A 14329-nucleotide genomic window follows, 5' to 3' on the forward strand; every position below is an offset into this window, starting at 1 on the left:
CATTTTACCATTGCCGACACCCAGGTGCGTAATCGCTAAGGAGTTTGCGTCTTGGAAACAACGCCATCACCGACCACATCGCCATTCTCAAGCCATTCGACGTGCTGCTCGTCGTCCAGCCGCACCTGATAGCAGGTGGTGTCACCGCTGCCGTAATCAAGACATAGACGATCGTCCTGCACGCTGGCCTGCCCGGTGTAGCCGTCACCGACGATGACGCCATCTTGGCCGTAGGCCTCGTTGTACTGCTGGCCGTCCGACATGCTGCCCTGTACACGGTGCCCCAGAATCTGCTGGCGAATTTCCTCGCCGCTCAAGGTGGAGCCTGGCGCCGGCTGAGGCTCCGCCGCCAGGGCAGCCATCGAAGTCGATGCAATAGCCCCGGCCAGACACAGGTCTGCAAGCCGACGAGAGGTGAACAGGAGGGTCCTTGTTCTGATTCTATGATGTGACATCGAAGTGTTCCTCCTTGTTTTCTGACGTTGACGTTCAATCATCCACGACATTCCAGCATGGTCATGGGAATCGCATGCACGAACAGATCCTGACTGCCGACGAAAACCGTGCGGTTGATAACCACAGGACCGCCTGGCGCCAGGGCGACATTCTTGCCACCGCTGGTCGAGCCGCCGACCTTGAACTTGCCGGAACGAAACCCGTTGTCGCACATCGGCGGCCGGCCTTCTTTGGCGTTTAGCAGATGCAGGAAGCCGTCGGTATCGCCGAAAATGACCTTGTCATCGGTGATGGCCGGCGCGCCCTTGATCTTGGACCCTACCGGATACTCCCAGTGACGCTTGCCGCTTTTCAGATCGTAGGCAAAAAACGACAAGGTGTAGGGGCTGCCCACATAGACGCTGTCTCCGGCAATGGCCGGAGCGCCGGAGGTGTTGTTGTCTTGCTTGGGTCCGCTGCCGAGCAGATCGCTCCACAGCAGGTCGCCTGATTTCGCATCAAAGGCATAGATGAAGTGAAAGAAACCACGATGACTTGAATATTGCTGCTTCTGCTCTTCGGAAAGCCAGCCGGATTCCATCATGGCGGTGATGACCACGACGCCATCTTCTGATACCGCCGGGGGTACATCGGTAAAGGTGGCCTTCTGCTCGAATTTCCAGAGAATTTCCTGGCGCTCGAGATCCACGGCCACCACGGAATCGAGCGAACCCACATAAAGCACGCCGTCCTTGATCGTTGGCGAGGACATGCTTACCCAGCCTGGCAGATCAAGCGACCACTGCTGCTCGCCGCTATCCGGCGCCAAGGCGATAAGCTTGCCGCCGCCAGTGGTGGCGTACAGCGTGTCTTCCCAGAGAATTGGCGTGGTCATGACCTCGCCTACGGTTTTGTGCTTCCACAGGGTCGTGCCGTCTTCCGGGTTCACTGCCATCACGCCGCTGTCGCCGGTGCCACGTAGATTCTCGTTCTGAAAAGCACGATTGCCATAGCCGACGAAAATGCGGCCATCGGACTGAATCATGTCCGAGTGAATCCAGTTGGGGGTATGCCGATACCAGGGATAGTCATCGTTCCAGGCTACCTTGCCGCTGGGCAAGTCGAACCGAAACATGCCACCGGTGGCGTGGTTGCCAACGTACAAGGCATTGCCCACCACCACCGGCGTTGCCCGCACCTGATCCCCGGTACGAAACGTCATGCGGGGCAATGGTTCGCCACCGTTGTCAAAAACCGCATTGTTGCTGGGATTTATCCGATACTGCGTCCATTCTTTGGGTCCAAAGGTGTCCTGGTCTGCTGCCAGGCTCGGTACTGCCAATAAGCAACCAATGATTGTTGGCAAGAACAAAAAAGTTCGTTTCATGATCTTTTCTCTCGGGTTGGGTTGATTCCAGCCCCTGCGTAAAAATCGAGCAATCGCCAGTCTAGTTCAAAAAGCCGTTTAAAGACCAAAATTTGCTGTTATCGGTAGATGCTTATAATTCAGGAAATAGCAGTTGTTCATATAAGAAAAACGTAGGGAACGAGAATGTCGATTCGTCATTGGCCCGAGGGCGAACGCCCTCGGGAGAAACTGTTGTCTTTAGGTTCCACGGCGCTGTCGGATGCAGAGTTGCTGGCGATCTTTCTGCGCGTCGGGGTGAAAGGGCGATCCGCGGTGGATCTGGCCCGAGATCTGTTGAGCGGTTTCGGTGGGCTGCGCCAACTACTGGAAGCGGACAAGACGCGCTTTTGTGCCGAGCACGGCCTGGGGATGGCCAAGTTCGTACAGCTGCAGGCGGTGCTCGAACTGTCCCGGCGACATCTGGCCTGTCAGCTCGAACGCGGCGGAGCGTTAACGTCTCCAGCGCTGGTGCGGGCCTATCTGGTGGCGCAAATGCGCCATCTCGGTCATGAAGAGTTTGCCGCACTATTCCTCGATACCCAGCACCGGGTAATCCGCTTCGAATCGCTGTTTCGCGGCACCCTGGACAGCGCCTCGGTTTATCCGCGGGAAGTTGCCCGCCGTGCCCTTGAGCTGGGCGCTGGCGCCATCATTTTTGCCCACAATCATCCGTCCGGTGTGGCGGAGCCCAGCGATGCGGACCGGCGCATCACCCGGCGGCTTGTCGAAGCACTTGAATTGTTCGAAATTCGGGTGCTGGATCATTTCGTGGTGGGCGATGGGGAAGTGGTGTCCTTTGCCGAACGCGGCTGGCTGTAGAATGTACTGGCTGCGCTCAGTCCATGCGGCGTAAGCAAGTTGTTTCTTGTGGCATGAGATGTTGCCGTTTTTCGCGCTGTCTGGTATAAAGTGCACCCTTTGAATTCTTGGGTTAACTTGGGTTGAAGTAGGGGGCGCAAAGCGGTCGCTGCCATTCTCTCTTGCGGTTTGCCCGACAGGTTTTGAACAACTCGCCCAGCGGTTGGAGGCTCTCAATGTCCAAAGTATGTCAGGTTACCGGCAAGCGTCCGGTGACTGGAAATAACGTATCCCACTCTCAGCGCAAGACGCGTCGTCGTTTTGAGCCCAACTTGCATACCCACCGTTTCTGGGTGGAGTCCGAGAAGCGCTTCGTCAAGCTGCGCCTCTCCTCCAAGGGCATGCGCATCATCGATAAGAAAGGTATCGACGAGGTGCTCGGCGATCTTCGCAAGCGCGGCGAACGCTTCTAGTTCAAGAGTAATCCAGGAGAATACGGGTCATGCGTGACAAGATCAGAATGATATCAAGCGCCGGTACCGGCCATTTCTATACCACCGACAAGAACAAGCGCAACACGCCGGATAAGCTCGAATTCAAGAAGTTCGACCCGGTGGTTCGCAAGCACGTGATGTACAAGGAAGGCAAGATCAAGTAGTTAGATCTTGTTGCCTCCCTGAAAAGACCCGGCCATGCCGGGTCTTTTCGTCTCCGGTCATATTTCATTCCTGTTTGTTCGCCGAGAGCCTTTCGTGCCCGAGCTCCCCGAAGTCGAAACCACCCGTCGCGGCATTGCTCCCCACATCGAAGGATGCGAAATTCGCGAAGTTATTCTGCGCAATAGTCGTTTGCGTACACCGGTGCCGAATGACCTGCCCGATACTCTCATTGGCCAGCGCATCGGCGAGCTGGGGCGGCGGGCCAAGTACCTGCTGATCCCCCTGATCGATCCTCGAGGCCAGAAGCGCACGCTGATCTGGCATCTGGGCATGTCCGGCAGCCTGCGTATTGCCCGTATCGGTGATCCGCCGAAGAAACACGATCATATCGACGTGGTGGTCGAAGGCGGCGCTATCTTGCGTTACCACGATCCACGCCGGTTCGGTTTCGTCGACTGGCTTCAGGGTAGTGTGCAAGAAGATCCACGCTTGAAACGTCTTGGCCCGGAGCCCTTGTCACCGGATTTCGATGACGATCATTTGTACCGGTTGTCCCGGGGCCGCAAAATGGCGGTGAAACCGTTCCTGATGGATAACGCGGTGGTGGTCGGGGTAGGTAATATTTATGCCAGCGAGGCGCTCTATCTTGCCGGCATCGATCCGCGCCGAGCCGCGGGGCGCATCTCGAAAGAGCGCTACAGGCGCTTGACCGAGGCGATTAAAGACGTGCTTGCTGACGCTATTACTCAAGGAGGCACCACGCTACGGGATTTTGTTAGCGGCATCGGTGAACCTGGCTATTTCGCTCAGCGTCTCAATGTCTATGGCCGAGCAGGGCAGGCCTGTCGTCGCTGTGGCGGAGAATTGCGTCTAGTGACCCTGGGGCAGCGGGCGAGCGTGTTCTGTCCAGATTGCCAAAAATAATCATTCGTTGCTTAGAGGCGTCCTAAGTAAAAATAGTGCGCCTTGCCCTGTTCTCTTCTCATCTCTATTGTCATTCTCCGGACAGAGTAGAATGTCCGTCCTTTTCCTGGTTTGCTGGAGCCTTTCATGTCCGAACGCTTGCGTCTGAAAAAGAATGCTGATCGTCGCCTGAAAGCGGGTCATCTGTGGCTCTACTCTAACGAGATCGATATCGACGAGACGCCGCTCAAGGGCATCGAGCCCGGGGCTCAGGCCGTGGTGGAAGCTGCCAATGGCAAGCCGATGGGCATCGCTTACGTCAACCCTCATTCACTGATCTGTGCTCGTGTCGTCTCTCGGGATGCCAATGTGCGCCTGGATCGCTCCTTGCTGGTACACCGTTTCAATCAGGCATTGGCATTGCGAAAGCGCTTGTTCGATAAACCTTTTTATCGGCTCGTTCACGGAGAAGGCGATCTGCTGCCGGGTCTGATCGTCGATCGGTTTGACGATGTACTGGTGGTCCAGCTCAATACCCTAGGCATGGAGCACCTGGGCGAGGAGGTCGTGGCGGCATTGGACAAGGTGCTTTCACCGCGTGCCATCGTGTTCAAGAACGATACCTCCGGACGACGTCTTGAAAACCTCGAACATCAGGTTGAAGTGGTACAGGGCACTTTGCCGGAACAGGTGTTGATGGAAGAAAACGGCGTGCGTTTCAGCGTGCCGGTGCTGGGGGGACAAAAGACGGGCTGGTTCTTCGATCATCGTGCCAACCGAAGCTGGCTCAATCATCTGGTCGCAGGCAAGCGCGTGCTCGACGTGTTCAGCTATGTGGGCGGCTGGGGAGTGCAGGCAGCCGCTCACGGTGCAAGTGAGGTGCTGTGTGTGGATAGCTCATCCGACGCTTTGGCGCAAGTTGCTGAAAATGCCGCGCTTAATGGGCTGGCCGAGCAGGTGACAGTGGCCGAGGCGGATGCGTTCGAGGCGTTGATGACGCTCAAAGCCGAGGGCGAGCAATTCGATGTGATTATTCTCGACCCGCCTGCCTTCATCAGAAAGCGCAAGGACATTCCCAACTGGGAACGGGCCTATTCACGCCTCAACCGTGAGGCGATACGTCTGCTTGGCCGGGATGGACTGTTGCTGAGCGCCTCTTGTTCCATGCACCTGGCGCAGGAGCGTTTGATCGAGTGCGTTCGCGGCGCGGTGCGCCATCAGGATCGTCATGGCCAGGTGATTTATCAGGGCGGGCAAGGGCCGGATCATCCGGTGCATCCTGCTATTCCTGAAACGGCCTATCTCAAGGCGCTTGGGGTGCGGGTCTTCCGCGATTGACCATGGATCATGTGCGTGTTTTTCGACACAGCAATGCCTTGTTGGTAGGCCATGTTCGCAACGTGCTGGAGAGTGCCGGACTGGCCTGCGAACTGCGCAACATGACTCTGGGAGGGGCTGCGGGAGAGCTTCCTCTTGGTGAATGTGAGCCTGAGGTATGGGTGGCGGCACGCAATCGCGCGCGTGCCGAAACATTGATCGAAGAAGCGCTGAACGGACCAAAAGAACCGGCCCAGGTATGGCGTTGCCTTCAATGTGGCGAGCTTCTGGAAGGCGTATTCGATGCCTGCTGGCAGTGTGGCAGTACAAAACCGGCTGCCTCGATTTTGTCGTGACTCCTTGCCTATGCTGTACTGAATATCAGTATCTTTTCAAATCTAAGGCAGGGAGTTCCTATGAAGATTGCCGTCCCCAAGGAAATCAAAAACCATGAATATCGCGTCGCTCTGACTCCAACCGGGGTGCGAGAGCTCGCCGAGCGTGGCCATCAAGTCGTGGTGCAGTCATCTGCCGGTAACGGCTCGGGTTTTCCCGATGCGGACTACGAGGCGGCGGGTGCCACTATCGAAAACGACGCGGAAGCTCTTTGGAACAATGCCGAGCTGATCCTCAAGGTTAAGGAGCCGCAGCAGGAAGAAGTGGCACGTCTTTCCAAGGGGCAAACGCTGTTTACCTATCTGCATTTGGCAGCGGAAGAGGGACTGACTAAGAGCCTAATGGAGACAGGAGCGACCTGTATTGCCTACGAAACCGTCACCGATAAACAGGGCGGCCTGCCCTTGCTGGCGCCCATGAGTCGTGTCGCCGGGCGTATGGCGGTTCAGGCCGGTGCCCATAGTCTGGAAAAAGCCCAAGGTGGCTCAGGCATTCTGCTACCTGGCGTGCCGGGAGTCGGGCCGGCAAAGGTGACGGTAATCGGGGGTGGCGTGGTCGGTGAAAACGCTGCGCGCATGGCATTGGGATTGGGTGCCGACGTCACCGTGCTCGACAAATCGCTGCCGCGCCTCGAGGCCCTTGATCATCGCTATCAGGGTCGTTTGCGCACCGTCTATTCCACCACCGATGCCATGGAAAAGGCCGTACGCGAATCCGATCTGATTATCGGCGCGGTACTGATTCCTGGGGCCGCGGCGCCTAAGCTGATTACTCGGGAGCAACTGTCGGATATGCACCCCGGTAGCGTGCTGGTGGACGTGGCCATCGACCAGGGCGGTTGTTTCGAGACCAGCAAGCCAACGACTCACGATGAGCCGACCTATATCATCGACGAAGTTGTTCATTATTGCGTAGCCAACATGCCTGGCGCGGTGGCTCGCACGTCAACCCAGGCGTTGACCAATGCCACCATACCGTTCGTCGCGGCGTTGGCCAACAAGGGCTGGCAGCAGGCCTTGGCAGAGGACGAGCATTTCCTGCCAGGGCTCAACGTGCATGCTGGCCAAGTCACTCATCCGGCGGTGGCGGAGGCTTTTGGACTCGAAGGCGTCGATCCGCGCTCCCTCGTTGGCTGATAGAGATAGATGCCACTGTATCGGCCGCCGTTTCGGCGTTGGCATTCCGACCGGCGGTCGCATCAAAAACCCTCGGCGTTGTACACTGACGAGATTCTTCATCGATCACGTAGATACGCTATTCTCATGCAAAAGACCCGTGTTCTTACCGGTATCACCCCTAGCGGTACGCCGCATCTCGGCAATTATGTCGGCGCCATCAAGCCCGCCATCGAAGCCAGCCAGGACCCGAGCGTTCAGCCCTATTATTTTCTCGCGGATCTGCATGCGCTGATCAAGTGCCAGGACCCCAAACGGGTGCAGCAATCGCGCCTCGAGATCGCCGCCACCTGGCTGGCGCTGGGACTGGACACGGACAATGCCGTCTTCTATCGCCAGTCGGACATACCCGAGATTCCCGAGCTGACCTGGATGCTCTCCTGCGTCTGCGCCAAGGGTTTGATGAACCGGGCCCATGCCTACAAGGCAGCGGTGGCGGACAACGAGACCGCCGGCCAGCCGGACCCGGACAAGGGCGTGACCATGGGGTTGTTCGGCTATCCGGTGCTGATGGCTGCGGACATCCTGATGTTCAACGCCAACAAGGTGCCGGTGGGGCGCGATCAGATCCAGCATATCGAGATGGCCCGGGACATGGGCGGTCGCTTCAATCATCTCTACAAGGGACAGTATTTCACGCTACCCGAAGCGGTGGTGGATGAGCGCGTTCAGGTACTCGGCGGGCTTGACGGCCGCAAGATGTCGAAGAGTTATAACAATACCATTCCCTTGTTCGTGTCCGAGAAGAAGCTTCTCAAGTTGGTGCGCAAGATCAAGACCAACTCCCTGGAGCCGGGTGAGCCCAAGGACCCGGAGGGCTGCACGCTGTTTCAGATCTATTCGGCCTTTGCCACCCAGGAAGAGAGTGCCAATATGCGCCAGCGCTACCTTGAAGGCATCGGGTGGGGCGAGGCCAAGGATGCGCTTTTTGACTATGTCAACATGCATCTGCGCGAGCCTCGGGAGCGCTACATGGCGCTGATGGAGGACCCAGGTCATATCGAGACCGTGTTGCAAAAAGGCGCTGAGCGCGCCCGGGCTGAGGCGGCGCCCTTGATGGAAAGGTTGCGTCACGCCGTGGGTTTGGGACGGTTCATCTGATTCTTTTTTATTCCATTTGGGAATGGTTGTACTGTTTTAAATACTTTTTTAAAAGGGTGCGGGTTCGTTAATCTAGTGGCATCAGCTATTCAGCCTACTGTCATTAGAGAACTCATCATGCGTGAACTTGTACTGACCGAGGAACATCCTCACCAACTTCCCCTTCATGTCTTGGCCGCCATCGCGGTGGCTGTCGCCATCCTGGCGGTTGGCGCTACTTTTGGGGCGCGGCTGGCTGTGCTGATGTTGATTGGTGGTGCGCTGGGGGCGGTGCTTTATCATGCCGCCTTTGGCTTTACCGGGGCCTGGCGGGTGTTCATCAGCGAACGTCGCGGTCGTGGACTGCGGGCGCAGATGGTCATGCTGGCCATTGCCGTCGTATTGTTCTTTCCAGCACTCTCAGCGGGGTCGCTGTTCGGTACGCCGGTCTCCGGCTATGTGGCTCCCATCGGTGTCTCGGTGCTGGTCGGCGCCTTCCTGTTTGGCCTGGGCATGCAGCTCGGCGGTGGTTGTGCTTCCGGCACGTTATTTACCGTGGGCGGTGGCAACGCCCGTATGGTGATCACCCTGGTGTTCTTCATCATTGGTTCATTGATTGGCACGGCGCATTTCAGCTGGTGGACAAGTTTGCCGGCCTTTCAGCCGACATCCCTGGTCGATGTGTTCGGCGCCGGGGGTGGCATCGCCGTCAGCCTGCTGATGTTTGTCGGTATTGCCGCGCTGACCGCGGTGATGGAAAAGCGTCGTCACGGCCAGCTCGAGCAGGCGCCGCGGATAAATACAAGCTCCTCGCAATGGCTACGGGGCCCTTGGCCGCTGCTGTATGGCGCCGTGGCCCTGGCGCTGCTCAACTTCATCACCCTTGTGTTGGCAGGGCGCCCCTGGGGGATTACCTCCGCCTTCGCGCTCTGGGGCGCCAAAGGGTTCGAGGCGCTAGGAGGCGATGTCAGCAGCTGGGGCTATTGGCAGAACCCAGATAATGCTGCGGCGCTTAAGGCCAGCGTATGGTCGGATGTCACTACGGTGATGAATGTCGGCATCATTCTCGGCGCCGGGACCGCGGCATCCTTAGCGGGCAAGTTTGCCCCCAGGTTTCATATTCCGCTGCGTTCGATCATTGCGGCGATCATTGGGGGGTTGCTGCTCGGCTACGGTGCGCGCTTGGCCTTTGGCTGCAACATCGGTGCCTACTTCGGCGGTATTGCTTCCGGTAGCTTGCACGGCTGGCTGTGGCTAGTGGCGGCTTTTGCCGGCAACATGCTGGGTGTGAAGCTGCGGCCGCTTTTCTTCTCGTCGCCGGCACGCCCTTGGGTGCGCAGCAACTAAACAAATCCAGAGCACTACGATGACGCCCTGACTTTTCAAGTCAGGGCGTTTTCATGCTCACATCGAGAAGAGGGCAGTCGTTGAACGAACAGGCTGAAATAGCCCGAGCGTGTTATCTTTAGGATATAAGACAGCACTCAACTGCCTGAGCAAAATGCGCTGGTGGTTGTAGAACTGTCCTCCCCGATCGATGCATGTAACGACAGCCTCATTAATAATTTAATTTAAAATCCAATTCAAAGAGTTAAGTCATGAGCGAGCAAGCCAAACGCCCCCTTTATATCCCTTATGCCGGTCCATCCTTGCTCGAGATGCCGCTGCTCAACAAGGGCAGTGCTTTCTCGCCCGAAGAGCGTATCGACTTCAATCTGGTCGGCTTGCTGCCCCACGATGTTGAAACGATCGAGGAGCAGACCGAGCGTGCTTATAGTCAGTATCGTCAGTGCCAGAGTGATCTCGACCGGCATATTTATCTGCGCGCCATCCAGGATGACAACGAGACGATGTTCTTCCGTCTGCTCGAGAGCCACCTCGAGGAGATGCTGCCGATCATCTATACGCCCACGGTAGGGGAGGCCTGCGAAGAGTTTTCCAATATCTACCGCAATCATCGGGGGATCTTCGTTTCCTATCCAGATCGTCATCACATGGACGATATTCTGCACAGTGCCACCAAGAACAAGGTCAAAGTCATCGTGGTAACCGATGGCGAGCGCATCCTGGGATTGGGTGATCAGGGCATTGGCGGCATGGGTATCCCCATCGGCAAGCTGGCGCTGTACACCGCCTGTGGGGGCATCAGCCCGGCTTATACCTTACCGATCATGCTGGATGTCGGAACCAACAATCAGGCGTTGCTGGACGACCCGATGTACATGGGCTGGCGTCATCCGCGAGTCAGTAAAGAAGAGTACGCCGAGTTCATCGAGCTGTTCATTGCGTCGGTCAAGCGCCGCTGGCCGAGCGTGCTGTTGCAGTTCGAGGATTTCGCTCAGGGTAATGCCATGCCATTGCTTGAGCACTATCGCGATAAGCTGTGCTGTTTCAACGACGACATCCAGGGAACTGCCTCGGTTTGCGTGGGTACGCTGTTGGCGGCCAGTAAGGCGCGGGAGGTAAAAGTCAGCGATCAGCGCATTGCCTTCGTGGGCGCAGGCTCCGCGGGCTGCGGCATCGCCGAGCAGATCATCGTTGCCATGATGGAAGAGGGCTTGAGCGATACGGAAGCGCGCAAGCGCATCTTCATGGTCGATCGCTATGGTTTGCTGACGGATGACATGGAGGACTTGCGCAGCTTTCAACGCCGGTTGGCCCATCCCCGCTCGGAGGTATCCGACTGGTCGGGTACCGCGCTACTCGATGTGGTCGAAAATGCCGGGCTCACGGTATTGATCGGCGTGTCGGGTCAGAAAGGACTTTTCACGGAAACGATCATTCGTGCCCTGCATGCAAACTGTCCCAATCCGCTGGTAATGCCTTTGTCGAATCCGACCTCCCGAGTAGAAGCAATCCCACAGGATATTCTCGACTGGACCAATGGCGAGGCGCTGGTGGCCACCGGTAGCCCTTTTCCGCCGGCGCAGATAGGCGACAGGCACGTTCCCATCGCCCAGTGCAACAACGCCTACATCTTCCCCGGCATCGGTCTTGGAGTGGTGTCCTCAAAGGCAACCCGGGTAACGGATACCATGCTGATGGCGGCCTCCAATGCGCTGGCCAACAATGCTCCTATCGTCGTAAAAGGCGAGGGCGCATTGCTGCCTTCCTTGGGTGACATCCGCGAAGTGAGCATGCTGATCGCTTTTGATGTAGCCAAGCAGGCTCAGGAAGAAGGCGTTGCCCTGCGTTCGAGCGATGAAGCGCTGCGAGAGGTCATCGAACGCAACTTCTGGTATCCGCGCTATAGGCGTTACCGGCGCAACGCCTTTTGAGGTTTTGCCGAACGCACCCATAATGAAAAACGGACCATCGACGCTGTCGATGGTCCGTTCGTTTCATGGCTAAGATAACCGGGCGCGAAAGACGCCCGGCGCAGGGTTACAGCATGTTGCGCAGTACGTAATGCAGGATACCGCCATGCTGGTAGTAAGCCATCTCGTTGGCAGTGTCGATGCGACACTTGGCGTCCAGGGTCTTTTCACCCTTGTCGCTCTTGATCGTTACCTTGACGCTGGCACCCGGTTCAATATCGTTGAGCCCTTCGATGGAGAAGGTCTCGTCACCGGTCAGCCCGAGAGACTTACGATCTTCTCCTTCCGGGAACTGCAGCGGCAAGACGCCCATGCCGATCAGGTTGGAGCGGTGGATGCGCTCATAGGATTCGGCAATGACTGCACGCACGCCGAGCAGCCGCGTGCCCTTGGCGGCCCAGTCTCTAGAGGAGCCGGTGCCGTACTCCTTACCGGCAACCACCACCAGCGGCGTATCATCCTCGGCGTACTTCATGGCCGCGTCATAGATCGCCATCTGCTCGCCGGAAGGCACATGGCGGGTATAGCCCCCTTCCACATCTTCGAGCATTTCGTTTCTGATACGCACGTTGGCGAAGGTACCGCGCATCATCACTTCGTGGTTGCCGCGCCGCGAACCGTAGGAGTTGAAATCCCTGGGTTCGACGCCGTGATCCTGTAGATAACGGCCCGCCGGGCTATCCGGCTTGATAGAGCCCGCTGGCGAGATGTGATCCGTGGTCACCGAGTCGCCGAGCATGGCCAGCACTTTGGCGTCCTTGACGTCCTCGAGAGGATCCGGCTCCTTGCCCATACCCTCGAAGAACGGCGGATGCTGAATGTAAGTGGAATCCTTGGACCATTCGTAGACCTTGCTCTCCGGCACTTTGATAGACCGCCACTGCTCGTCGCCGTCAAAGACTTCGGCATACTCCTTGCGGAACATGTCGGTCTTGACCTGTTCCACCGCCTCGGCAATCTCTGCCTGAGAAGGCCAGATATCCTTCAAATAGACCGGCTCGCCATCCTTCCCCTTGCCAAGCGGTTCCTTGGACAAGTCGAGACGCACGTTGCCTGCCAGCGCATAGGCGACCACCAAGGGCGGTGACGCCAGCCAGTTGGTCTTGACCAGCGGATGCACCCGACCCTCGAAGTTCCGATTGCCTGAAAGCACCGACGCCACGGTCAGATCACCATCGTTGACCGCTTTCTCGATCGCTTCCGGCAATGGCCCGGAGTTGCCGATGCAGGTAGTGCAGCCATAGCCCACCAGATTGAAGCCAAGCTCGTTTAGATCTTCCTGGACACCGCCGGCAGCAAGATATTCGGTAACCACCTTGGAACCTGGTGCCAGGGATGTCTTGACCCAAGGTTTCGTGGTCAGACCCTTTTCCACTGCCTTGCGTGCCAACAGACCCGCGGCCAGCATCACGCTGGGGTTCGAGGTGTTGGTGCAGGAGGTGATGGCGGCGATGACCACGGCGCCGGCGTTGAGCTTGAACTCTTCGTCGCCGATCTTGCAAAGCTGGCTATCGCTACCTTCGTAGCAGCTGTGATCGTACTCCTTGAAGGATTCTGATGCCGGCTGACCGCCGCCTTCCGCCTGCCATTCGTCTTTCGCTTCCTGGGGAGCATCCGGTGCATCGCTGTCCATCAGCTTTTCGAAGGTCGCTTTCATATCGGAAAGCGCAACCCGATCCTGAGGACGCTTAGGCCCGGCAAGGCTGGCTTCGACATCGCCCATGTCAAGCGAGAGGGTATCGGTGTAGATGGGCTCATGCCCTGCTCACGCCACAGGCCCTGTTCCTTGGCATAAGTTTCGACCAAGGCGATCTGATCGTCCTCACGGCCGGTCAGACGCATGTAGTTCAGGGTCTGTTCGTCTACCGGGAAGAAGCCACAGGTAGCACCATATTCCGGCGCCATGTTGGCGATGGTGGCGCGATCCGCTACCGGCATGTCCTTGAGACCGTCGCCGTAGAACTCGACGAACTTGCCGACCACGCCTTTCTTGCGCAGCATCTCAGTGACGGTCAGCACCAGATCCGTGGCGGTGATGCCTTCCCTTAGCTTGCCGGTGATCTTGAAGCCGATAACTTCCGGGATCACCATGGAGACCGGCTGTCCCAGCATGGCCGCTTCCGCTTCGATGCCGCCGACCCCCCAGCCAAGAATCCCTAAGCCGTTGATCATGGTGGTGTGGGAATCGGTACCCACCAGCGTGTCAGGGTAGGCGAAGGTCTTGCCATCCTGCTCCTTGGTCCAGACCGTCCTGCCCAAGTACTCCAGGTTGACCTGATGGCAAATGCCGGTGCCTGGTGGGACTACCCGGAAATTGTCGAAGGCCTGCTGACCCCAGCGCAGAAACTCATAGCGTTCGTGATTGCGCTCCATCTCGATGGCAACGTTGTCCTTGAACGCGGAGGAATCACCGAAGTGATCGACCATTACCGAGTGGTCGATGACCAGATCGACCGGTGAAAGCGGATTGATGCGAGCCGGGTCTTCGCCCAGTCGCTCCACGGCGTCGCGCATGGAGGCCAGGTCGACGACACCGGGGACGCCGGTGAAGTCCTGCATCAAGACGCGAGCAGGGCGATAGCCGATTTCGCGAGTGGAACGTGCTTCCTTCTGCCAATCGACCAGGGCTTGCATGTCGTCGCTGGACACGCTCTCGTCATCGGCGTAACGCAGCTGGTTTTCGAGCAGAACCTTGAGCGTGAAGGGCAGCCGCTTGATATCGCCGAATGCCTCGGCGGCCTTGGGCAAGCTGTAATAGTGATAGGTGGAACCTGACGCTTCGAGGGTGCTTAAGGTATCCGGTGTCTTATCCGTGCTCATGGAGCTCCTCCTGTACTGTCC

General features: G+C 57.8%; 12 protein-coding genes and 1 pseudogene. 10 read left to right on the plus strand and 3 right to left on the minus strand.

Annotation, left to right across the window (positions count from 1 at the left end):
• Positions 1 to 35: 35 nt before the first annotated feature.
• A complete protein-coding gene (locus tag CH74_RS04795) occupies positions 36 to 455 on the minus strand; it encodes a hypothetical protein (protein ID WP_156181378.1) in 420 nt (139 codons plus the stop codon).
• Between the two features lie 38 nt (positions 456 to 493).
• Complete coding sequence (locus CH74_RS04800; RefSeq protein WP_048306330.1) at positions 494 to 1822, minus strand: PQQ-binding-like beta-propeller repeat protein; 1329 nt, start codon at positions 1820 to 1822, stop codon at positions 494 to 496.
• A gap of 165 nt (positions 1823 to 1987) precedes the next feature.
• On the opposite strand from CH74_RS04800, the gene radC reads away from it, so the two are divergent.
• The 10 genes from radC to CH74_RS04850 all read left to right on the plus strand — a co-directional run bounded on the left by radC (position 1988) and on the right by CH74_RS04850 (position 11449).
• Positions 1988 to 2662, plus strand: coding sequence for a DNA repair protein RadC (gene radC / locus CH74_RS04805; protein ID WP_048306331.1), 675 nt, complete (start codon positions 1988 to 1990; stop codon positions 2660 to 2662).
• Positions 2663 to 2877: 215 nt separating this feature from the next.
• Positions 2878 to 3114 (plus strand): 50S ribosomal protein L28, encoded by a 237-nt coding sequence (gene rpmB / locus CH74_RS04810; RefSeq protein ID WP_048306332.1) that lies wholly within the window; start codon positions 2878 to 2880, stop codon positions 3112 to 3114.
• Between the two features lie 29 nt (positions 3115 to 3143).
• Positions 3144 to 3299, plus strand: coding sequence for a 50S ribosomal protein L33 (rpmG, locus tag CH74_RS04815; protein ID WP_048306333.1), 156 nt, complete (start codon positions 3144 to 3146; stop codon positions 3297 to 3299).
• 94 nt (positions 3300 to 3393) lie between these two features.
• Positions 3394 to 4224: a bifunctional DNA-formamidopyrimidine glycosylase/DNA-(apurinic or apyrimidinic site) lyase gene (mutM, locus tag CH74_RS04820; RefSeq protein ID WP_048306412.1), complete on the plus strand. Its 831-nt coding sequence runs from the start codon at positions 3394 to 3396 to the stop codon at positions 4222 to 4224.
• 126 nt (positions 4225 to 4350) lie between these two features.
• Entirely contained in the window at positions 4351 to 5541 is a 1191-nt protein-coding gene (locus CH74_RS04825) for a class I SAM-dependent rRNA methyltransferase (RefSeq protein WP_048306334.1), read from the plus strand.
• A gap of 2 nt (positions 5542 to 5543) precedes the next feature.
• Positions 5544 to 5876 carry a DUF2007 domain-containing protein gene (locus CH74_RS04830; protein WP_053070638.1) on the plus strand — a complete coding sequence of 111 codons (333 nt, stop codon included), beginning with the start codon at positions 5544 to 5546 and terminating at the stop codon, positions 5874 to 5876.
• A gap of 60 nt (positions 5877 to 5936) precedes the next feature.
• Complete coding sequence (ald, locus tag CH74_RS04835) at positions 5937 to 7052, plus strand: alanine dehydrogenase (protein ID WP_048306335.1); 1116 nt, start codon at positions 5937 to 5939, stop codon at positions 7050 to 7052.
• A 126-nt stretch (positions 7053 to 7178) separates the two neighbouring features.
• A complete protein-coding gene (locus CH74_RS04840; RefSeq protein WP_048306336.1) occupies positions 7179 to 8192 on the plus strand; it encodes a tryptophan--tRNA ligase in 1014 nt (337 codons plus the stop codon).
• 117 nt (positions 8193 to 8309) lie between these two features.
• Positions 8310 to 9518, plus strand: a complete 1209-nt coding sequence (locus CH74_RS04845) for a YeeE/YedE family protein (RefSeq protein ID WP_048306337.1) — start codon at positions 8310 to 8312, stop codon at positions 9516 to 9518.
• Between the two features lie 251 nt (positions 9519 to 9769).
• On the plus strand, positions 9770 to 11449 hold the full coding sequence (locus tag CH74_RS04850) for an NAD-dependent malic enzyme (protein WP_048306338.1): 1680 nt from the start codon (positions 9770 to 9772) through the stop codon (positions 11447 to 11449).
• 106 nt (positions 11450 to 11555) lie between these two features.
• Here CH74_RS04850 and acnA read toward each other — a convergent pair.
• Positions 11556 to 14308: pseudogene (gene acnA, locus CH74_RS04855) on the minus strand (aconitate hydratase AcnA).
• Positions 14309 to 14329: the final 21 nt, after the last annotated feature.

The organism is Halomonas sp. PR-M31 (assembly GCF_001039575.1).
GTDB lineage: Bacteria > Pseudomonadota > Gammaproteobacteria > Pseudomonadales > Halomonadaceae > Modicisalibacter.